The sequence below is a fragment of the Affinundibacterium nitidum genome (assembly GCF_014284155.1).
GTDB lineage: Bacteria > Pseudomonadota > Gammaproteobacteria > Burkholderiales > Burkholderiaceae_D > Undibacterium > Undibacterium nitidum.
This window is the reverse complement of record NZ_JACOFZ010000002.1, coordinates 346,985-367,212: the sequence shown is the minus strand read 5'-3', so window position 1 is coordinate 367,212 and position 20,228 is coordinate 346,985. Positions and strand designations below refer to the sequence as shown.

Genomic DNA, 20,228 nt, shown 5'->3' with positions numbered 1-20,228 from the left:
GCAAGCATCGCCCGCTGTTTTCGCTCTCTACGCTGTGGTTTTCTTTCCATAGCTAGGGTCAACTTTGATCCATGTGGTCATGATGAAGCCTGGGATGGTGCAAAGACAGACCCAGGCAAAAAAGTGTGGATAGCCAAAGAACTTCGACAGCGCGCCGCTAAACATACCGGGAATCATCATGCCGGCAGCCATTAAACCTGTGCACAGCGCGTAGTGCGATGTTTTATGCGGGCCGTCAGCGATCATCATCAACACCATCAAGAAGGCGGTAAAGCCAAAGCCATAACCAAATTGTTCGATGGCGAGGGCGCCAGAGATAATCCACAAATTATCAGGCTGGAGGTAGGCCAAGAATAGGAAAGCGAGATTTGGCAAATGGACCGCAGCCATCATCAGCCATAACATCTTCTTCAAACCATGGCGCGAGATGAGCCAGCCACCAAGTAAGCCACCGAGAGTTAGAAAACTAATGCCGATAATGCTATAAGCTAGGCCGAAGTCGTGGTTTGATAAACCAAGTCCACCTTTCTCGCGCGGGTCGAGCATAAATAGGCTGACGACTTTGAGCGCTTGCGATTCACCGAGGCGGAACAGCAAAATGAAGGCGATCGCAAAACCAATTTCTTTTTTCAAAAAGAAGGCGCGGAAGGTCGCAAAAAATTCCTTGATGACTTCACTCGCCGTCGCGGTTTTGTTTTGCAATTGCAGGATGCTTTGATCTTCCATTGGTTTTGGTAAAGCCCACAAGTGGTACAAGGCGAGTGCAATTAACACGGTGGCTAGTGCCAAGAAGACGATGGACCAAGAATTAGCCCAATTGCCGCTGATGTGGAACAAACTATCCGATACCAACACAGGAATGCCACCGCCAATCACATTGGCGATACGGTAAAACATACTGCGCACACCGATGAACTTGGCGCGATCTGGCGGGCTTAAACCTAGCATGTAGAAGCCATCTGCCGCGACATCGTGCGTTGACGAGGCAAAGGCGATTAGCCACATGACGGCGAGGCTGACGGCAAAGAAATAGGGTGTTTGTAGGCTAAACGACAAAGCCACCAAACTCGCACCAATTAACATCTGCGTGACGATGATCCAAAATCGTTTGGTTTTGAAGATATCAACCAGCGGCGACCATAGCGGTTTAATTACCCACGGCAGATATAACAAGCTGGTGTAGAAGGTGATCTCGTCATTGGAAATACCGAGATTCTTGTACAGCACACTGGACAACTGTTGCGCTACGATAAAAGGAATCGCGCCAAGGAATGCCAAGGTGGGCACCCACCATAGGCCGCTTTTATTCTGTTGAGTCGTATCGTTCATGGCCAGCTTATTATTGTTATGGTTTGGGTGCGGCGGGAGTCACTGGTTTGCGGGTGATTACTTCAAGCATCGCCGCCGTTTCAGCATCTGCTGTGCCATCAAATAAGCTCGGACGATAACGCGTTTGAAACGCTGCTATTACATTGCGCGTTTCTTGGTCGTAGTTGCCGTGCTGTGGCGTGGCGTAACCAAATTCGGCTAATTTCTTTTGGAACCATTTGATGTCTGGGAGGTTGGCATCGTAAATAAGTTTTTGCTCAGCGACCGCGTTTTCATTTGGCCATAAAATTAAACCAGCCTCAGCGAAACGCTTCCATGGAAAGAGCGGGCCAGGGTCGCTTTTGCGTTGTGGCGCGATATCGGAATGGCCTAAGACAAATTCAGGTTTAATTTGATGACGTGCGATAATGTCTTTCGCCAAGGCGATAACGGCATCAATTTGCTGTTGTGGGAAAGAGAAATAGCGGCGGCCCTCAGGTGTCTCTTCAAAACCTTTATTGACGATCTCGATCCCAATCGAACTGGCATTGAGCTGCGTGTAGTTCTTCCAACTGCTTAGACCCGCGTGATAGGCCATCTTATCTTCTTCCACCAAGCGATTCACCGTGGTCGGGTTATTGTCGGCAACGAGGTAATGGGCACTCACCGCTTGCTCGCTCAATACCTGTAAAGACTTTGGTTGATCGAGCGCGGTGTAATGCAAAATTAGAAAACGCACACGGCTCTCTTGTGCCTTCGCAGCGACGCGTGTATCAATCTGATTGACGGTGAACGGGCGTGTGGCACAGCCGCTCAAGATGCTGAGCATACATCCCAGCCCGATGAGGAGAGCAGGGCGTGTCGTGAAGTTCAATCGAAAAACGCTCATATTCTTTGCATATCTTTCAGTGCTAATTGTGCCGCAGCATGCTGGGCGGTATTGGCGGTGATGTGTAAGCGAGCCTCGGCTGGCAAATGCTGGCGGAAGCTATCGCTAATCATGGGATGTAATTCTCTCACTCTTCCGGCGAGTGCTAAAGGTTTTGTTCCAAAGCGTTGACATAAGAGTTGTGCGAGCCGAGCCAGTTCTTTGCCCGCGCTGTGCAAGATGGCCAATGCTTGCGCATCACGATCAGCGCTTGCAGCGACAGCGATAGCCAAGCGGCCGACATCGCCACGGCTGCCTTGATACAAGAATTGGCGTGAACTTTGCCAATCATGTCCGCCTATATGTGCAAACACCGCTTGCGCCAGCGCTGAGGTTTGCCAGTTACCCGGTTGCTCATCTTCTTGGCGCCAAATGTGTTTTAAGGCTTCACGGGCGATCCAGTAGCCACCGCCCGCATCGTCAAGGATATAGCCATGGCCACCGACTCGATGCAACTGCCCCTGCGCATCGATGTAAGCACCGATAGAACCCGTGCCTGCATAAATCAAGTACCCTTCACCCGCCTCGAAGGCGCTGTAATAAGCGATTTCGATATCGTTGTGGACCTTCACTTGTTTCACGTCGGTCTTGAAAATTGTCGCGATCAGATCCCGTGCCAAACTTTGATGTTCGCTCCCGACTAAACCTGTTAAACCTGCACACACCCATAGGCTTGGCGTGCTGATCGAAGGTGGCAGCGTTTGCGCGATTTCGGTAAAGATGTGGCGGAGTGAGGTTTGGCTATCCGATTCATGCAAACGCAGTGCAGTGGCGCCTTGAGTATGCCCCTCTGCTTGTAGCTGCGCGGTCGAGTCGAGTAAGGTCCAGCGTGTTTGGCTGCCGCCCATATCAATACCGAGCGCGAAGCGAGATGCTGGGAGGATAGGCGGCGAGATGTTCAAGCAGGTATTCCTAATGATAAGTAGTTAAGTCGTGTCGTAGGCAAAATTTGAGGCTAATTCAGCGTGGTATTATCATCCAAAACGGCTGTGTTTCCTTTGCCAATCTGATAAATTCACAGAGATCGATGCAAGTTGCTGTGTTTTTCTTGGTAAAGCAACGCATTTTCCTCATTTTCAGTACTGACTAGTGATTTATGTCCCAGTTCCCTTATCAATTTCAAAGCTACCAATTTGCCTCACCGCAAGCCGGCCCTCGACTCTTGATCAGCGGTGCGGTGCACGGCGACGAGACTTGCGGTACGCAGGCCATTCGCCGCATCATTCAAGAGTTCGACAGTGGACAGCTATTGTTAAAGCGTGGCTTAGTGACGTTTGTCCCCGTTGCTAATGCGAAGGCCTACGCCCAGCAATCTCGTTTTGGTGATCGTAATCTGAATCGTTGTTTGCAACCGACCACCGAAGTACAGGAGTTTGAGGATGCGGTAGCGAATTGGCTGTGCCCACTGATGGCGCAGCATGAAATTCTGCTTGATTTGCACTCCTTCCGTGATGCGGGTCAAGCCTTTGCGATGATGGGCCCTGAAGATAATCAAGGGACGATCGAACCCTTCACTCAAGCCCGCGAAGAAGAAGACTTTGCACTGTGCCTTGGCGTGCAACGTTATGTCGATGGTTGGCTAGGAACCTATAGCCGATGGCTCAGCACCCATGGCAAAAGCGACCAATGGAAATTTGGTGTTGGTACGACGGAATACATGCGCTCCGTCGGTGGCCGTGCGTTGACTTTGGAGTGTGGCTCCCATCTCGACCCACATGCGCCAGAAGTCGCCTATCGCGCGATTCGCAATGCGCTACACCATTATGACCTACTCGATTTTGCACAAGCCACAGATCTCGCCGCCGCGCGCGCACAAGCGGAAATGCTAAGCCTCTATCACGTGGTCGATCGCCTACACGAGAACGATGAATTCAGTCGCGATTGGCGTAGTTTTGACGCCTTGAAAGCAGGCGACCAAATCGGCACGCGCGCTGATGGTAGTGCGGTGCTGGCGGAGATTGATGGCTACATCGTGTTCCCTGATACACATGCGCAAGTGGGAACGGAATGGTTTTATTTGGCGCGGCGGACGGAACGATTGCAGCGAAAAGCTTGATTATGTTGTGTAATTGAATTGCGTAGAATGCCAGTTATGAATAACGCTCTCCGGTCTTTTGTAGTCCTTCTTGGTTTCGCCCCTTGTTTTGTTGCAAGCGCCGACACCACTACAGGCGAACTTGCAAAGCAATTCGTAGCGCTTATGCGTTATTCTGAGCAGCATATTGATTATCAAAGTCAATGTATCGCTGCCGCGAAAGCAGTTACACCTGAATCGCTAATGCGCCAAAATCCAGATCGGTTTTATGGTATCCGCCCTGGAAGCAAGCTATGGCCTGAGGTTGTCAAAGCTTACGAGCTCTATTACCAACAAGCTTGCGAAAGGCCAACACAAAGTGAGTTCTTGGACGCGATGGCTCGTGCATATGAAGCGGAACTTTCTTCGCAGGAATTACGTGAAGCTATCCGTTTCTATTCAACAGCGTCGGGGCAGCGTCTTATTTCTGCACACAAGATCGCTTCTCGGAATTTCTATCAAGAATTGGGACGATTGAATGCAAAGCAAATCCCGATCGCCGACGCAAACTTTAACCGGCGCCTCAATGAGCTTGCAAAGAAGGCTACTGAAAAATGATACGCACAACCCAGCGTTAACTGAGCCGAGCAAACAGTCCTGCAGTTCGCTGAGCTCAACGTTAAACCCTCACACCAGCACACTAACCTAAACCATCGGCAACCCACTCACAGCCACTTCTTTCAAACGCTTTCGTGCCTGATCATAGTGCGGGTAAATCCGTCCCACCGTAGCCCAGAAAGCAGGGCTGTGATTCATTTCTATGCGGTGCGCAAGTTCGTGGGCGATAACGTAATCGATGAGATCGGGGTCTAGGTGCACTAAGCGCCAGTTTAAGCGGATCACGCCATTGGAGGTGCATGAGCCCCAGCGCGTGCCTGCCGAGCTCAGTTGCATATGTTTGTAATCAACGCCGAGTTCTTGCGCGAGCTCTGGCATGCGCTGACTAAAGATGAGTTTCGCTTGTTGTTGCAGCCACGCTTTTAATCGCGTTCGGCACATGGATTCGTGCAGTGGATCTTCTGGCTCGACGGGCAGTTGTATCAGCAATTCGGTATTCGCCTGATCAAGCGTGATCTTGCTGCGACCGAGTTCAAAGCGCAGACGAAAAGCATCGCCCAGCAATTGTATGGTCGCGCCCTCTTCGAAGCGTAGTTGTGCGGCTTGTTTTTGACTTTGCTGTTCGCGTTTCGCGCGCAAGTGCTTCAAAATCCATTCTTGTTTTTCGATGATTGCTTGTTCGATGTCGTGTAGCGTTACCCATTTTGGTGCGGTGATGCGAAGGCCATCATCGCCGATCAAGAATCCTATGCTGCGGCGTTTGGAACGACGTAGTGTGTATTCCAAGGCGACGTCACCAAGTAAGATCTGACGCAAGCGTCCTTCTGTTTCGGGAGCGGCGTTCGGTGATTGCGCGTATGGGGCAGGGCGCCCTGCATTATGCTTGGGCTGCTGTGGTGAACGTTGCGGAGACTTTGGGAGTGGTGGTGCAGACTTTCGCTCAACCGCAAACAAATCGCCAAATAAGTCGAGTTGAAGCGCGCGTTGTAAGCTATTGAGGAAAGAAGGTTTATGTGCTGCCATAGTGCCCAAAATCAAATCGATTGCTGCGTGATTGTGACTTCATCATAGCAAATTTTCTGAATGAAGGTTGCCACTCACGGAAAAACAAAAGCGCCGTGTAGTGACGGCGCTTTAGGTAGAAAAATGGGTAGTGAATCTGCTTTACTTATATACATTAGGTGAAATGACGCGCATTTCAGCTTCTATCCACTCTTCCACTTTTGCCATCATTTCGGTCGCATTCATATTGCCCGGTTCAATAGGTTTGCCTACCGATACGGTAATCGTGCCTGGGCGTTTGATGAAAGAATTTTTAGGCCAGCATTCGCCGGAATTAAGTGCGATAGGAATTACCGGTGTTTTCGTTTCAATTGCCAAACGTGTTCCGCCGCCCTTGTAATTACCTTTTTCGCCAACAGGAATACGTGTACCTTCTGGGAACATAATTACCCATTGTCCATCAGCCAAGCGTTGGCCGCCAATTTTAACGACTTGGGCAAATGCATCTTTACCTTTGTTGCGATCAATGGGAATCATCTTCATCAAGGCGATTGCCCAACCGAAGAAGGGAATGTACAGAATCGATTTCTTGAAGACAAACACCAATGGGCGTGGCGTTGCCATTAGCAGGAAGATGGTTTCCCAAGCAGATTGGTGCTTGGACAAAACAATCACCGGGCCATCAGGAAAGTTTTCAAAACCGCGTGTTTCGTAACGAATGCCGCAAATAACTTTTGCCGCCCAGATGATGAAAACGTTCCAGCGCGCGGTAGCCCAATAGCGCTGGTTGTAAGGGAGCGGCGCAAACAGAAAGCAAATCGGCGCCCAAATGACGGTCGCGAGGGCGATGACAAGAGAGAATATCAACGAGCGGATAAAGCAAAATGCTGAAAACATGGTATTCCTGAATTTCTAAAAATAATTTTTGTTAATACTTATTAGCCAACAAGTTCAAGTGAAAAGCTAAGCCCTTTATTCGTTCGCTGAAGCCTCAGCGCTGAGTAGGGCATCTACCATTGCCGCTAAATCAGAATGAATTTGCGAGCCTGGTGGCAAGCCACCCTTATCCATCGTGCCTTGGCCTTTACCGGTGAGTACCAAGTTCGGCAAACAACCGACAACAAAACCCGATTGCAGGTCACGCAAAGAATCGCCTACGCAGTGCACACCTTTGAGCGACACATTGTAGCGACGCGCGATCTCATTGAGCATGCCAGGCTTAGGTTTGCGGCAATCGCAATTATCGTCTGCGCTATGCGGGCAGAAAAATACAGCATCGATATTGCCACCAACTTGCTCGACTGTCGCGTGCATCTTTTGATGTATCGCATTTAAAGTCGACATACTGAACAATTTACGCGATACGCCCGATTGATTCGTCGCCACCACCACCGTATAACCGGCTTGATTCAAGCGTGCAATCGCTTGCGCTGAACCAGGAATCACATGCCATTCATCAGGTGATTTGATGAAAGCGTCTGAGTCATGATTAATGACGCCATCGCGGTCGAGGATGATGAGTTTGGGTGGTGTCATTTTGGTTTCCCAGAATTTCAGTTTAAAGCTCTCTCTCCCGCCCATGGGAGAGGAAATATGCTTAGATCTACGCAGCCAACTTAGAAATATCCGCGACTTGGTTCAACATGCCATGCAGCGAAGCCAATAAAGCCAAACGATTATTACGCAAGGCTAAATCTTCAGCGTTGACCATTACATCGTTGAAGAAAGCATCAACACCTTCACGCAATGCTGCCAAAGTTTTCAAGGCGCCGGTAAAGTCACCCGCTGCGTAAGCGGAGTCGACACTTGGTTTCACATCAACCATTGCTTTGTAGAGTGCTTGTTCAGCCGCTTCTTGCAAGAGACTAGGATTGATCTCGCCTGGTTTGCCTTCGGCTTTCTTCAGGATGTTGGTAATACGTTTGTTCGCTGCCGCTAAAGAGGCTGATTCTGGCAATGCTGCGAAACTTTGTACCGCTTGTAGACGCTCAACGATGTTATTCAAAGTATCTGGGTTTTGCGCGACCACTGCTTCTACTTCACTTTGTGAGAAGCCGCGATCACGCAATTGGCCGCGCAAGCGGTCATACAAGAACGCCAATACGTCAGCGCTTGGGTCTTTGAAATTGGCGTTGCCTGCAAACAGTGTTGTTGCTGCCGAGATTAAGGCTTCCAAAGAAATCGCTAAGCGTTTTTCGACCAACATGCGCAAGATGCCGAGCGCGTGACGACGTAAGGCGAATGGATCTTTATCGCCCGTTGGTTGCAAACCGATGCCCCAGATACCCACCAGAGTTTCGAGTTTGTCGGCCAGTGCAACGGCAGTACCTGTCGCGGTCGCTGGTAAAGCATCGCCCGCGAAACGAGGTTGATAGTGCTCGGATGCGGCAGCAGCCACGTCAGCGTGTTCGCCATCGTGCGTCGCATAGTAAGTGCCCATGATGCCTTGCAGTTCGGGGAACTCACCGACCATGTCGGTCAACAAGTCAGCTTTCGCCAATAAGGCACCGCGTTCCGCTAAGGCGACATCTGCACCTAACAATTGCGCGATATTGCCCGCCAAAGTTTTAACGCGTTGTGTACGTTCTGCTTGGCTACCGAGTTTGTTGTGGTAGACCACGTTTGCTAACAAGGGCAGACGATCGGCCAAGGATTTCTTCTTATCTTGTTCGAAGAAGAACTTCGCATCGGACAAACGTGGGCGCACGACGCGCTCATTACCTTGAATGATGTGCTCAGGTGTGTCTGTCGCTAAGTTGGAGACGATCAAAAAGCGTGAACGTAATTTGCCCGCAGCATCAGTCACGGCGAAATACTTTTGATTGGTTTGCATGGTCAGAATCAAGCATTCTTGCGGGACGGCCAAGAACTCTTGTTCGAAATGGCATTCGTAGACCACTGGCCATTCGACTAAAGCCGCTACTTCATCCAGTAAAGATTCTGGCATCAAGACTTGATCGCCATTGGCTTTCGCTAGCAAAGCTTGGCGAATTTGTTCTTTACGTTCCGTGACGTTGGCCGTCACTTTGCCTTCTTCTTTCAATGCACGGTTGTAGTCATCAGCATGATTGATCGTGACTTGACCCGCGGACAAGAAACGGTGACCGTGGGTGATGCGGCCCGGGATGAGCCCGAGGTGCCCTCCGGTTTTAACAACGTCGGCCCCATGAAGGGCAACGATGCTGTGCACTGGCCGAACAAATTTTACTGAATCACCGTTAGGGCGTTGGTATGTCATCAATTTTGGAATTGGCAATTTTTCGATTGCTTCTTCTATTGAATTATGAAGAGCTCCGACCAACGCTGTTCCTTTTGCCGTGTAGCTATAGAAAAAGCTTTCTGCTTTGCCGTCAACAGCACGTTCTAAGTCAGAAACTTGCAAGTTAGGGAAGCCTAATGCGGCGAGTTTCTTGGCGAGTGGTGCTGTTGCATTGCCGTTAGCATCGATCGCGACCGAAACCGGCAAGACCTTCTCACGCATTTGTTTGTCTGGTGATGTACCGCGCACATTGCTAATACTGACTGCCAAACGGCGCGGTGATGCAAAGCTCGTAGCAACGGAATCGGCTTCCAAAAAATCACGTGATTTCAAGCCATTGACGATGCCAGCAGCAAAGGCTTCACCCAATTTGGCCAAGGCTTTTGGTGGTAATTCTTCTGTAAATAATTCAACTAATAATGTTTGATTCATGTTGATCTCAATTCGGTTCGTCTATTCTTGCTTAAGCTGTTTCGGAAGCGACAGCTGCAGCTACAGGTGCAGGCTTGTGCTTGTCATCTGCTGCGCACATCGGGAAGCCGAGCGCTTCGCGTGAGGCGTAGTAGGCTGCAGCAACAGCGCGTGACAAATTACGAATGCGGCCAATATAAGCTGCACGCTCAGTGACGGAGATTGCACCGCGAGCATCCAACAAGTTGAAGGTATGCGCTGCTTTCAAGATCATTTCGTAAGCAGGCAAAGCCAGAGATTTTTCTGTGACTTCGAGTAAGCGCTTTGCTTCGGCTTCGTAGTTGGTGAATAAAGAAAACAAGAAGTCAGTATTGGAATATTCGAAGTTAAAGGTCGATTGTTCGACCTCGTTTTGATGGAAAACGTCGCCGTAAGACAGGCGCACCGTTTTGCCGTTCTCTTCGCGTTCTGTCCAAACTAGGTCGTAGACGTTTTCTACACCTTGCAGATACATGGCCAAACGTTCAATACCGTAAGTGATTTCACCTAGAATCGGTTTGCAGTCGATACCGCCCACTTGTTGGAAGTAAGTGAATTGCGTCACTTCCATGCCGTTCAACCAGACTTCCCAGCCCAAGCCCCAAGCGCCCAGCGTTGGATTTTCCCAGTCATCTTCAACGAAGCGAATATCGTTTTGTTGCAAGTCGAGACCCAAGGCTTTCAAAGAACCCAAGTACAAGTCCAGAATATTTTCTGGGGCTGGTTTCAATACGACTTGGTATTGGTAGTAATGTTGCAGACGATTTGGGTTTTCACCATAACGGCCATCTTTAGGGCGGCGGGATGGTTGCACGTAGGCAGCGCGCCAAGGCTCAGGACCAATCGCACGTAAGAAAGTGCCCGTATGCGAAGTGCCGGCGCCGACTTCCATATCGATAGGTTGCAACAATGCGCAGCCTTGTTTGTCCCAATAATCTTGTAAGGTCAAAATAATTTGTTGAAATGTGAGCATAGCTCTTCTGCCTTTGTGCTGTGATGGTTGTGCTTCAAGAAACGAGGCATTTGTGCCTGAGAAACACGTGATTTTTCAAACCTTCCATTTTAAAGCCTTTTGGGCTGAAGCGGGGTCTGCAGCTTAGCTTTTCGCCACGTTTTCGAGCCGAATGACTAGAATTCTCGACAATTACTTTTTCTTAAATGAATCAGCATAGCTTTTTTGTAAGTTTTGCAGCACTAGCTGCTATGATGGGTGGTCAATATTCGCCCTAATTTCCTCCATCGATGTGAGCAAAATATGAATTTGAGCCCCTACCTTAGAATTTTCCGTGGAACGGCCGTGTTGCTGGCCAGTGTCTTGAGCGTGGGCGCACTACTGCCGAATTCGTACGCCTTTGCGCAGAATGGCGAACCAAGTCTTGAGATCAAACAAGGCGACAAATCCCAAACTTGGAGTCGTGCGGCTTTATTAGCACAGGCACAGACCATCGCGATTGCGCAGGATTCCGCTTATAAGCGGCCGATGCGCTATCAGGCCGTTGCCATGTCGAAACTGATGCCCAATGCAGCTCAATATGAAACGATACAGTTTGTTGCCAGTGATGGTTTCGTCGCTAACATTGCGGGAAAAGATGTCGCAGGGAAGGGGCAGGCTTATATTGCGATCGAGTCTGAGCAACAGCCTTGGCCGCCAATTGATGCGAATAATCCGCAGAAAACTGCGAGCGCGGGGCCCTTTTATTTGGTCTGGTTTAGCCCGGAAGCTGGAAAAATCAGCAGCGAGCAATGGCCTTACCAGGTCGTGAAAATCAGCGTCGAACAGCCACTGACGCAGCGTTTCCCTCAGATGGTTCCGAAACCGTCGCCATCCGCGACTTATGCTCAGGCCTTGAAAGGCCTGCAGGTTTACGTCAAGAATTGTGCGGTTTGCCATACCTTGAACGGTGGAGGGGATGCGTCGATTGGTCCAGACCTGAATCAACCCTATAGCCCGACCGCATACTTTCAAAAGAAGTTTCTGCGCAAGTTGATACGTCAGCCTTCGTCCGTCAGAGCTTGGAAAACCTCACTGATGCCAGGCTTCGATGAAAAGACGATTAGCCCAGGTCAGCTCGACGATTTGTTAGTGTATTTGAAGCATATGGCAGCAGCCAAGTAGCAATATTCCCTCGGTTTTCTAAGTAATTGACGCTTTACACCGCGTTTTTTGCAGTTTGTCGCAAGTCGCTGGAAGGCGGCTTAGGCTTTCTCTACACTGCAGTCATCGGGAAAGCGCAAACAATTGAACAGCGATCCCATTACTGAGTGCTTCATTAAAACGAGGGGAATATCATGAATGCCAATAAACGTAATTTGATGATCGGTTTTGCTGTCTTATTTACATTGTTAGTGTTAGGACTGTTTGCTTCAGGCGGTTCACACATTGTGATTGATGGTGAAGAAATTGGCGATGTCGGCGGTATTGCGGGCATCTTGATTGCTGCTGTGGTTGCGTTTGTTGCCATCGTCTTGGCGTTGAGTGTGACGGGTTTAGTGTTAGTCGGCGTTGCTCTGATGTTGGTCGTCGTCTTGGCAATGGTACTAGGTTCTTTTGCTTTAGCAGCTTTACCCCTGTTGTTCCCATTCTTGATTATCTATGCGATCTACTGCTTGTTCAGAACTAAGCCTAGAGCTGCATAAACGAATAAAACGACTCACTGCCACATTGTGATGGGCGGTGAGTCAGTCTTCTGAATTCACACTACACTGTTGGGGAAAAACATGAAAACTTTATTCACGCGCCGTCATATGCTGCTCGCGAGTGTTGCAGGCCTTACTACTCTTGCTTTTTGCAGTGCTCCGGCCAGTGCTGAATGGCTTGGAAGTTGGGGTAAGTCAGTTGAAGGCTCAGGCAAAATCATCAAGCAGGAATTTGTCGTGAAAGATTTCCGCGCTGTGGCGATCGCTGTTCCCGCTAAAGTGGAGTTGAAGCAAGGCGATACAGAGAGTGTACAAGTCGAAACCGATGACAATATTCAAGCGATGTTGGATGTGGTGGTTGAAGGCAATACCTTGAAGATTCGCACTAAAGAAAAAAATGTTTATCCTAAAACACGGACTTTTAATGTCATCGTCAATGTGAAAAAAATCGATGATCTTGCGCTGGAAAATTCGGGCAAAGTGAGTAGCACGAAAATTGTTGCTGGCGATTTGAAAATTCGTGTCGGTGGCTCAGGCGATATTTTGATTCAAGACTTGAAAGCAGATACTCTGCGCGCGACGATTGGTGGCAGTGGGAGTTTTACGGCGAATGGTAATGTGTCGCAGATTTCGGGTTCCATTGGCGGATCGGGCGAGCTTAATCTGGGTAAATTGGCAGCAAAAGATGTCCGTATCAGTATCGGTGGCAGTGGTAGCGTAGAAACTTGGGCAACCGACAACTTGAACGTTAGTATCGGTGGCTCTGGTAGCGTGAATTACTACGGTGACCCACGTGTGACAAAGAATATCGGTGGCAGTGGTAACGTCACCCGTAAAGGCTCTGCACCATAACGAATACCAACTGGAATAATAAAAAAGCGACCGCGTGTGCTGAGCACCGGTCGTTTTTTTATTGGCGGTTGAACTGATATCTGTTTGCTAGGAGATTGCGCTTTCAGGCTGCCTTCTCTATGATGACAGTATGTTATTTCCTTTATTTTCTTTCGTTACTCACTTGTACCAATCCCCTTCAAGGGAGAGGCCGTGAGTAGTGATTCCGGATTGTTTCAGGCATTTCTGAGCGCCTTGCAGTTATTGTTGCAAGGTGATGCTGATTTATGGGGCATCGTTGCTTTATCAATGCGCACTTCTGTGCTTGCGCTTTTAATTGCTTCACCGTTCGCTATTGTCTGTGGATATGCGATGGCGGTGAGCTCTTTTCGCGGTCGCCGTTTCTTAGTTTGGCTGTTGCAAACGAGTTTAGCCTTTCCTACAGTGCTCATCGGTTTGCTGTTGTACATGCTGCTATCGCGCCATGGTGCATTAGGTCAGTGGCATTGGTTATTCACCAGCAAAGCCCTAGTTCTCGGCCAAGCCTTAATGGCGTTTCCGATCATTGTGGCATTCGTGATGAGTGCGGTACAAAGTAGTGACCCTAGGCTGGCAGAAACAGCCGTTTCTCTGGGAGCTACGCCAACTCAAGTCATGTGGCGTTTGCTAATTGAATGCCGCTTCGCTGTCGTAGCAGCACTCATTCATGCTTTTGGGCGCGTCATTTCAGAAGTCGGCTGCGCCATGATGGTCGGCGGCAATATCGCTGGCGCGACTAGAACAATGACCACAGCGATTGCTTTAGAAACCAGCAAAGGTGAATTTGCGCAAGGCATCGCACTGGGTCTCGTGTTGTTGTGTTTCGCACTGTTGATGAATGCAGCACTGCTGTTCGTACAAGGCGATCTTGGAAAATCGGGGGGCGTGCGATGAGTGTGCTCCTAAGCATAAAAAAACTACGTAAATCTTTTGGTGATCAAGCCTTGCTTGAGATGGATAATTTTCAATTAGAGCAGGCAAGTGCTTATGTCCTGACCGGCGTGAATGGCGTTGGAAAAACAGTGTTGATGCGTATTTTGGCAGGCCTTGAATTAGCCGACATTGAGCACGCAGAGTGGTGCGGCCAAGCACTGACATGGAATCGCTACCCAGCTCATTTGCGCGCCGAGATTGTGTACGTGCATCAGCATCCAATCATGTTTCAGATGAGTGTGGCAGATAATATTTCGTATGGTTTGCGCTTGCGATCCTTACCCCGCGCAGAAGTGCAGAAAAAAACGGAAGAAGCCTTAGCTTGGACAGGATTGCAAGCGATTCGTGATCGTTTCCCGCAAGGTCTATCGGGCGGTGAAAAACAAAAAATTGCGCTAGCGCGAGCTAAGGTTTTGGAGCCACGCTTATTGCTACTTGATGAGCCAACTTCGAATCTCGATGGAATCGCGCGCGAGCAAGTGATAGCCTTGATTCCCGATTTAATTAACGAAGGGAAGACGGTGCTGATGGCCTGCCACGATAGAGATTTGATTCATCTCCCACAAACACAGCATTTAAAGTTACGAGCAGGGAAAATAGAAGTACGCGACAATAGCGATTGAGAAATGAATACCGCCACCGTCAGGAGTCACCGTGAAATCTAAATACATAGTGTTATGTTTGTTGGCTGCGTTGAGTTTGCCGACATGGGCGCAAGAGATATTAAAGTTGTCGACCACCACCAGCACTGAAAACTCGGGTTTGTTGAAAGCGATCTTGCCTGCATTCGAAGCCGAATCCAAATTTAAGGTACAGGTGATCGCCGTCGGAACAGGGAAAGCACTCGAGCTCGCCAAAAATGGTGATGTGGATGTCGCTCTAGTGCATGCACGTGAAGCCGAAGATCAATTTGTCGCCGCCGGCCATGGCGTGAATCGACGTGACGTCATGTTTAACGACTTCGTCATCGTTGGGCCTGAAAATGACCCTGCTGGCGTGAAGAAAGAGAAAGACTTAATGCAGGCGCTGAAGAAAATCGTTGATGCTAAACAGGGATTTGTCTCTCGTGGCGACAACTCTGGCACCGAAGTCATGGAGCAAAAGTATTGGAAACTTTTGGGCGATAAACCGAAAGGTGCAGCCTATGTTTCTGCAGGCTTAGGCATGGGTGAAGTGCTGAATATGAGTGCGGAAATGCAAGCATATACACTGAGTGATCGTGCAACTTACTACGCCTACAAAGCGAAAACAGGTTTAAAGATTCTGTTTGAGGGCGATGAAAAAATGCGTAACCCCTATGGTGTGATTGCCGTTAATCCAGCCAAATACAAAGATATTAATTACAAAGGTGCGATGAGTTTGATCCAATGGCTGACTTCAGAGGCAGGGCGCAAACAGATCGCGGCATTTAAAATCAACGGTGAGCAGGTTTTCTTTGTTAGTCCTCAATGAGTACAGCGATACAAATAAGGTCGAGGCAGATCGAAATGCATAACCACGACATTGTTCTCAAGGTGGCGCATGAGTGAAACCCCTGAACTGCAATTGCCGAGCTATGCTGGCATTCCAGAGCAAAAGATCATACTAGTAAGTGATGATCAGAGCTTACAGCGAGCACGCCTGTATTTGACAGCCGAAGCAGTGCTCGGATTCGATACAGAGTCTAAGCCGGTGTTTATGCGTGGACAAGATTCAGATGGTCCACACCTGGTGCAATTAGCGACACCAGAATGGGCATTCCTCTTTCCTATCGTAACGCAAGCTCAAGTCGAGTTAGCGCGTGCGTTGTTGAAAGAGGTACTGGAATCGCCAGACATTCTCAAAGTGGGCTTTGGGCTAGGCGATGATAATCAACGGTTACTCAATAAATTAGGGGTCAAAGTACAAAAAGTGCTTGATTTGTCTCGTTCCTTGAGCACCGACCGCAAACGTCAGATGGGGGCGAAAGCCGCTGTAGAAAAGTACTTTGGACAAGTCTTACAAAAATCCAAACGGATTTCTACTTCTAACTGGTCTGCATTGACCTTAAATCAAAAGCAATTGAAATACGCTGCCGATGATGCACAATCGGCGTTATTAGTATATCTTGCGTCCTTACAGGTAGATGGGAACTCTCGCAAGTCTTGATGGTCGAAGATGTCTACACGACGTTGACGGCATCACGCGAGAGTTTAGGCGAACGAACATCGAATTGAAGGATAGGTATGCAAACAAATATTCGCACAGCGCTGGTCTCCAGCCTGTTTTTATCTCTACTGAGTAGCATGGCCCACGCTGATGGCTTGTCTGACTTGAAGTCAGCTTTGGCGCGCCTGCAAGGTCAAACTCCTTTAAAAGCTGTGGTCGAGGCTCGGACCTGGAATCGTCAAGGGGACGGCAAGGACGCTGAGGAAAATGCTGGTCATGCCGTAGTGAGCTTGGAAGAAGGCGCGCGTGGCTTACAAGTCTTGTACAGCAAAGATATGCTGAGCAAACTCGAGGCAGAAGAGCGCCTGAAAGAAAAAGACAGTAAAGCCAAGACTCCTACACTAAGCGCCTTGAGCGAGGTCAACTCGTCCGCCTTACGTCCTATGCTATTTGCAGCTTCGTCTTTAAGCCGCATTATGGATAAAGCAAACTTCAAGGGCGAACGCAATGATACCTACGGCGGTAAGCCTGCGCGTGTACTGAACTTCGAATTATCGATGGACAAGTTGCCGGAGCGCGATCGCAAGTACATGAAAAAATTTGAAGGCTCACTTGACGTGTGGATAGCCGCTGATGGCACGCCTTTAGCGAGTCGCAGTGCTCAAAATGTTCACGGCCGTGCATTCTTGGTGGTCAGTTTTGATCTCAAGAATGAAGAGGAGTGGGTATATGGCGTGGTCGGCGATCGCTTAGTCGCGGTAAAGAAAGAGAATAAAAACAGCGGTTCCGGTATGGGCGAAAAAGGTGAAGGCAAGGTTGTCAAAACTTTGCAAATTCAAGGTTAAGGAAAACAGCACATGCCTATTACGCAGTGCTGACTTAAGATGGAGAAATTGATGCAAACAAACGTTTTCAGCACTGCGAAGCAGTTGCATTGGACTGGCAGTAAGATCGGCGTAACAGCGATTGCCTTAGTGCTTGGCCTGTCGCTGAGCTCGGCAGGCTTGGCACAAGATACGGTAGGGAGTAAGCCAAAGGCCGAAACCGCCATTCAAAATGGCGTAAAAAAAATGATCACGCATGATGTCTATGCCACTTGGCGTAGCATACAAACGCCTGTCCTTAGCCGAGATGGTATCTGGGCGGCATACGCTCTGCATGGACAAGAGTCTGACGGTGAAGTGGTGGTTAAGAATTTGCAGGATGGCCGTGAATGGCGTTCCCCGCGTGGCATCACACCAGTTTTTACGTCCGATGGAAATTACCTAGTATTCGCCATTGCGCCGACCCGAGCTGATCTCGATAAGGCGAAGAAGGAAAAGAAAAAGCCGGAGGATGCGCCTAAGCCTGGCGTGGGTTTCATGGATTTGGCCACGGGTAAAGTCGAAAGCCTTGAACGCGTGAAGAAATTCAGTGTGCCTGAAGAAGGTGGAAATTTCCTTGCTGTTTTGTTGGAAGCAGTGAAAGACAGTAAGAAAGATGCTGCGCCAATAGCGAAAGATGCGGACGATGCTGAGCAAGACCAAGCTACTGGGGCTGCTGGTGCCACAGGCGCTGCAAAAAAGAAAGAGGCAGGAACAGAGTTGCTCGTGTGGGACTTGGTTGCTAACAAAAAGCATAGCTTGAAAGATGTGGCTGATTTTGTCTGGAATAAGTCTGGTTCAGTTTTGGCTTATTCAGTGTCTGTGAAAGAGCCTGCGAGGGAGGTAGGTAAAGAGGCGCCAAAAGATGTAGTTAAATCCGCGGAGACCGAGGTAAAAGACGTTGCAATTGTAAGTAATCCTGAATCTGAAGGTGTGTATGTTTTCCAAACGTCTGAAGCGAGTTCGCGTGCCTTATTAAGTGGTGCAGGCAGTTATAAGCATCTGCGTTTCGACGACGAAGGTAAGCAACTCGCTTTCTTGACCAATCGCGATGATCAAGCGAAGAAGAAGGCGCAAGAATCGAAAGCTAAGGCTGGCGATAAAGGCGCCGACATTGCGGCGAGTAAACCCGCTGCTAAAGCGGAAGATAAAGCAGACACTACTCCGGCGCAATTTGCCTTGTATCTGTGGACTGATGCAACTGGTTCTGCGCAATTGGTGGTCGATGCGACTAGTCCTGGCATGCCTTTGAATTGGGCACCCAGTGAACATGCAGATCTCGTCTTTAGTAAAGACGGACAACGTTTGTTCTTGAGTACTGCGGAGGTCGCGAAACCAGATCCTAAGAATGCACCCGAGCCAATGAAAGTCGACCTTTGGCATTGGAAGGATCCAGAGTTGCAGTCAGTGCAAAAGGTCAATGCTGAGCGTGATAAACAACGCAATTATCGTGCAGTGGTACATCTGAGTGATCGCCGTTTCATCCAACTGGCGAATAAAAATATGCCGCAATTGATGGTCAATGAAAACGCGCAATTTGCGCTCGGTATTAGCAGTTTACCTTACCGTCATTTGATGTCTTGGGATAAATTATATTACGACGCCTATGCAGTCGATTTGCGTAATGGCCAGTCCAAGATGCTGATCGAAAAAGCAGCGTTCATGCCGCAACTTTCACCCGCAGGTAAGTTCCTGTTGAGCTTTGATGGTGTGAAGAGTCAATGGTGGACTTACGATACAAGTACCGGTAAAAAGCAAGAGATTAGCAGTCAAATCAAAACTCGCTTTGAAGACCAAGAGCGTGATACGCCGGATCTCAAACCACCATACGGCGTCGCTGGTTGGACAGAAAATGATGCGACCGTGGTCTTGTATGATCAATTCGATCTGTGGTCAGTGAATCTCGCTGATAAAGCCAGCAAGAACTTGACTTCGGGTTGGGGAAAGAAAAATCAAACAGCATTGCGCTACGTATATTTGGGCGATAACAAACGTTCACCAGAAAGTAAGGCTTTACCTTCTGATCAACCGTGGTTGCTGTCGGCAGAGCATGATGTCACCCATGCGACCGGATACTATCAGCTCGATCCAAAACAGCCTGGCGCACCGAGCCGTTTAATCTATGCTGATAAATTGATTTCTAACGTACTGAAGGCGAAAGATAGTGACCGCATTCTCTTTACCCAGCAGAGTTTTACCGAGTTCCCAGATTTGTGGAGTAGTCGTTTAAATTTTGCTAAAGTGGATAAAATTAGCCAGGCTAATCCACAGCAAGAACAATTCAATTGGGGTACGCAAGAGCAGATCGAATACGTCAGCGCCGATGGTAAGAAATTGAAGGCACTGATTGCGAAGCCGGAGAATTTCGACCCGAAAAAGAAATATCCGATGATGGTCTATATCTATGAAAAGATGACCGATAACTTACATCGTTATGTACCACCATCACCAGCACAAAATATCAACGTCACGCGTTACGTCAGTAATGGCTATATCGTGCTACGTCCAGATATCGTCTACACCACAGGTTACCCTGGAAAGAGCGCACTGAACACCGTTCTACCTGCGGTCAAAACTGTTTTGGCGCAAGGCTACGTAGACCCGAAACGTGTCGGTATTCAGGGACATAGCTGGGGCGCATATCAAATCAACTATCTGTTGACGCGTACCGATATGTTCCGCGCGGCTGAGGCCGGCGCATCGATGGCAAATATGGTCAGCGGTTATGGTGGCATTCGTTGGGGCGCTGGTGTGAGTCGTGCGTTCCAATACGAACGTGGCCAGAGTCGTATTGGTGGCACTCCTTGGGATAGTACGTCGAAGTACGTGGAAAATTCACCGATATTCCAAATTGATAAAGTGAAGACACCTTACTTAACAGTACACAATGACGATGATGATGCTGTGCCTTGGTATCAAGCGATTGAGTTTTTCTCCGCCCTGCGCCGTTTGAATAAAGAGGCTTATTGGTTCAACTACAATGGCGAGAAACATGGACTTCGTGATCGCGACAATATCAAGCATTTCACGGTACACATGGGAGAGTTTTTTGACCATTATTTACTCGGCAAAGCGCGCCCTGAGTGGATGGACAAGCCTGTACCTTATCTCGAACGCGGTAAGCGGGATGTAATGGGAATGTTTAAAACCCCTGAAGCAAAGCCGGCAGTGAAAGCAGACAGTAAGTAGATTGTTGTAATAAAAAATTAAAAGGCTCAG

At 48.8% G+C, this 20,228-nt stretch carries 19 protein-coding genes; 11 read left to right on the top strand and 8 right to left on the bottom strand.

From position 1 onward, the window contains the following. Nucleotides 1–27 precede the first annotated feature (27 nt). Genes H8K36_RS09055 through H8K36_RS09045 form a run of 3 tightly spaced genes read right to left on the bottom strand, consistent with a single transcriptional unit; the run spans nucleotide 28 to nucleotide 3,138 of the window. Nucleotides 28–1,329 (bottom strand): MFS transporter, encoded by a 1,302-nt coding sequence (locus H8K36_RS09055; RefSeq protein WP_186915978.1) that lies wholly within the window; start codon nucleotides 1,327–1,329, stop codon nucleotides 28–30. A 16-nt stretch (nucleotides 1,330–1,345) separates the two neighbouring features. After that, complete coding sequence (locus H8K36_RS09050; RefSeq protein ID WP_230404440.1) at nucleotides 1,346–2,197, bottom strand: N-acetylmuramoyl-L-alanine amidase; 852 nt, start codon at nucleotides 2,195–2,197, stop codon at nucleotides 1,346–1,348. Continuing rightward, entirely contained in the window at nucleotides 2,194–3,138 is a 945-nt protein-coding gene (locus H8K36_RS09045) for an N-acetylglucosamine kinase (protein WP_230404438.1), read from the bottom strand. Before H8K36_RS09045 ends, H8K36_RS09050 begins: the two co-directional genes overlap by 4 nt. Before the next feature lie 194 nt (nucleotides 3,139–3,332). Here H8K36_RS09045 and H8K36_RS09040 point away from each other — a divergent pair, with 194 nt between their 5' ends. Together H8K36_RS09040 and H8K36_RS09035 are read left to right on the top strand one after the other, a co-directional pair. Further along, nucleotides 3,333–4,292 carry a succinylglutamate desuccinylase/aspartoacylase family protein gene (locus tag H8K36_RS09040; protein WP_186915979.1) on the top strand — a complete coding sequence of 320 codons (960 nt, stop codon included), beginning with the start codon at nucleotides 3,333–3,335 and terminating at the stop codon, nucleotides 4,290–4,292. Between the two features lie 36 nt (nucleotides 4,293–4,328). After that, complete coding sequence (locus tag H8K36_RS09035; RefSeq protein ID WP_186915980.1) at nucleotides 4,329–4,868, top strand: DUF2059 domain-containing protein; 540 nt, start codon at nucleotides 4,329–4,331, stop codon at nucleotides 4,866–4,868. A gap of 87 nt (nucleotides 4,869–4,955) precedes the next feature. On the opposite strand, the gene H8K36_RS09030 is transcribed toward H8K36_RS09035, so the two are convergent. From H8K36_RS09030 to glyQ, 5 genes are all read right to left on the bottom strand, one after another. Beyond that, nucleotides 4,956–5,891: a M48 family metallopeptidase gene (locus H8K36_RS09030; RefSeq protein WP_186915981.1), complete on the bottom strand. Its 936-nt coding sequence runs from the start codon at nucleotides 5,889–5,891 to the stop codon at nucleotides 4,956–4,958. Nucleotides 5,892–6,032: 141 nt separating this feature from the next. Next, the gene (locus tag H8K36_RS09025) at nucleotides 6,033–6,767 is read right to left on the bottom strand and encodes a lysophospholipid acyltransferase family protein (protein ID WP_186915982.1); all 735 of its coding nucleotides are present in this window, start codon (nucleotides 6,765–6,767) and stop codon (nucleotides 6,033–6,035) included. A 75-nt stretch (nucleotides 6,768–6,842) separates the two neighbouring features. Next, entirely contained in the window at nucleotides 6,843–7,406 is a 564-nt protein-coding gene (gene gmhB / locus H8K36_RS09020; protein WP_186915983.1) for a D-glycero-beta-D-manno-heptose 1,7-bisphosphate 7-phosphatase, read from the bottom strand. Between the two features lie 67 nt (nucleotides 7,407–7,473). After that, nucleotides 7,474–9,561, bottom strand: a complete 2,088-nt coding sequence (glyS, locus tag H8K36_RS09015; protein ID WP_186915984.1) for a glycine--tRNA ligase subunit beta — start codon at nucleotides 9,559–9,561, stop codon at nucleotides 7,474–7,476. Nucleotides 9,562–9,592: 31 nt separating this feature from the next. Next, nucleotides 9,593–10,552, bottom strand: a complete 960-nt coding sequence (gene glyQ, locus H8K36_RS09010) for a glycine--tRNA ligase subunit alpha (RefSeq protein WP_186915985.1) — start codon at nucleotides 10,550–10,552, stop codon at nucleotides 9,593–9,595. 282 nt (nucleotides 10,553–10,834) lie between these two features. On the opposite strand from glyQ, the gene H8K36_RS09005 reads away from it, so the two are divergent. The 9 genes from H8K36_RS09005 to H8K36_RS08965 all read left to right on the top strand — a co-directional run bounded on the left by H8K36_RS09005 (nucleotide 10,835) and on the right by H8K36_RS08965 (nucleotide 20,198). Then, nucleotides 10,835–11,695, top strand: coding sequence for a c-type cytochrome (locus tag H8K36_RS09005; RefSeq protein ID WP_186915986.1), 861 nt, complete (start codon nucleotides 10,835–10,837; stop codon nucleotides 11,693–11,695). Between the two features lie 173 nt (nucleotides 11,696–11,868). After that, entirely contained in the window at nucleotides 11,869–12,216 is a 348-nt protein-coding gene (locus H8K36_RS09000; RefSeq protein WP_186915987.1) for a hypothetical protein, read from the top strand. A gap of 81 nt (nucleotides 12,217–12,297) precedes the next feature. Beyond that, a complete protein-coding gene (locus tag H8K36_RS08995; protein ID WP_186915988.1) occupies nucleotides 12,298–13,068 on the top strand; it encodes a head GIN domain-containing protein in 771 nt (256 codons plus the stop codon). A 192-nt stretch (nucleotides 13,069–13,260) separates the two neighbouring features. Next, the gene (locus tag H8K36_RS08990) at nucleotides 13,261–13,980 is read left to right on the top strand and encodes an ABC transporter permease (RefSeq protein WP_329604218.1); all 720 of its coding nucleotides are present in this window, start codon (nucleotides 13,261–13,263) and stop codon (nucleotides 13,978–13,980) included. Further along, nucleotides 13,977–14,642 (top strand): ATP-binding cassette domain-containing protein, encoded by a 666-nt coding sequence (locus tag H8K36_RS08985; protein ID WP_186915989.1) that lies wholly within the window; start codon nucleotides 13,977–13,979, stop codon nucleotides 14,640–14,642. The genes H8K36_RS08990 and H8K36_RS08985 overlap by 4 nt, the downstream gene beginning before the upstream one ends. Before the next feature lie 31 nt (nucleotides 14,643–14,673). Beyond that, nucleotides 14,674–15,471 carry an ABC transporter substrate-binding protein gene (locus H8K36_RS08980; protein ID WP_186915990.1) on the top strand — a complete coding sequence of 266 codons (798 nt, stop codon included), beginning with the start codon at nucleotides 14,674–14,676 and terminating at the stop codon, nucleotides 15,469–15,471. A 69-nt stretch (nucleotides 15,472–15,540) separates the two neighbouring features. Next, nucleotides 15,541–16,146 carry a 3'-5' exonuclease gene (locus tag H8K36_RS08975; protein ID WP_186915991.1) on the top strand — a complete coding sequence of 202 codons (606 nt, stop codon included), beginning with the start codon at nucleotides 15,541–15,543 and terminating at the stop codon, nucleotides 16,144–16,146. A gap of 77 nt (nucleotides 16,147–16,223) precedes the next feature. Then, nucleotides 16,224–16,991 (top strand): hypothetical protein, encoded by a 768-nt coding sequence (locus H8K36_RS08970; RefSeq protein ID WP_186915992.1) that lies wholly within the window; start codon nucleotides 16,224–16,226, stop codon nucleotides 16,989–16,991. Between the two features lie 51 nt (nucleotides 16,992–17,042). Next, nucleotides 17,043–20,198: a S9 family peptidase gene (locus tag H8K36_RS08965; protein ID WP_186915993.1), complete on the top strand. Its 3,156-nt coding sequence runs from the start codon at nucleotides 17,043–17,045 to the stop codon at nucleotides 20,196–20,198. Nucleotides 20,199–20,228 lie beyond the last annotated feature (30 nt).

Bases quoted from the DNA above. Each gene is read 5' to 3' on its own strand.
- H8K36_RS09000 (WP_186915987.1), top strand. From the start codon at position 11,869: ATGAATGCCAATAAACGTAATTTGATGATCGGTTTTGCTGTCTTATTT.
- H8K36_RS09035 (WP_186915980.1), top strand. From the start codon at position 4,329: ATGAATAACGCTCTCCGGTCTTTTGTAGTCCTTCTTGGTTTCGCCCCT.
- H8K36_RS08995 (WP_186915988.1), top strand. From the start codon at position 12,298: ATGAAAACTTTATTCACGCGCCGTCATATGCTGCTCGCGAGTGTTGCA.
- H8K36_RS08975 (WP_186915991.1), top strand. From the start codon at position 15,541: ATGAGTGAAACCCCTGAACTGCAATTGCCGAGCTATGCTGGCATTCCA.
- H8K36_RS08965 (WP_186915993.1), top strand. From the start codon at position 17,043: ATGCAAACAAACGTTTTCAGCACTGCGAAGCAGTTGCATTGGACTGGC.
- H8K36_RS09025 (WP_186915982.1), bottom strand. From the start codon at position 6,767: ATGTTTTCAGCATTTTGCTTTATCCGCTCGTTGATATTCTCTCTTGTC.
- H8K36_RS09050 (WP_230404440.1), bottom strand. From the start codon at position 2,197: ATGAGCGTTTTTCGATTGAACTTCACGACACGCCCTGCTCTCCTCATC.
- glyS (WP_186915984.1), bottom strand. From the start codon at position 9,561: ATGAATCAAACATTATTAGTTGAATTATTTACAGAAGAATTACCACCA.
- H8K36_RS09055 (WP_186915978.1), bottom strand. From the start codon at position 1,329: ATGAACGATACGACTCAACAGAATAAAAGCGGCCTATGGTGGGTGCCC.
- glyQ (WP_186915985.1), bottom strand. From the start codon at position 10,552: ATGCTCACATTTCAACAAATTATTTTGACCTTACAAGATTATTGGGAC.
- H8K36_RS08985 (WP_186915989.1), top strand. From the start codon at position 13,977: ATGAGTGTGCTCCTAAGCATAAAAAAACTACGTAAATCTTTTGGTGAT.
- gmhB (WP_186915983.1), bottom strand. From the start codon at position 7,406: ATGACACCACCCAAACTCATCATCCTCGACCGCGATGGCGTCATTAAT.
- H8K36_RS08970 (WP_186915992.1), top strand. From the start codon at position 16,224: ATGCAAACAAATATTCGCACAGCGCTGGTCTCCAGCCTGTTTTTATCT.
- H8K36_RS09005 (WP_186915986.1), top strand. From the start codon at position 10,835: ATGAATTTGAGCCCCTACCTTAGAATTTTCCGTGGAACGGCCGTGTTG.
- H8K36_RS09040 (WP_186915979.1), top strand. From the start codon at position 3,333: ATGTCCCAGTTCCCTTATCAATTTCAAAGCTACCAATTTGCCTCACCG.
- H8K36_RS09030 (WP_186915981.1), bottom strand. From the start codon at position 5,891: ATGGCAGCACATAAACCTTCTTTCCTCAATAGCTTACAACGCGCGCTT.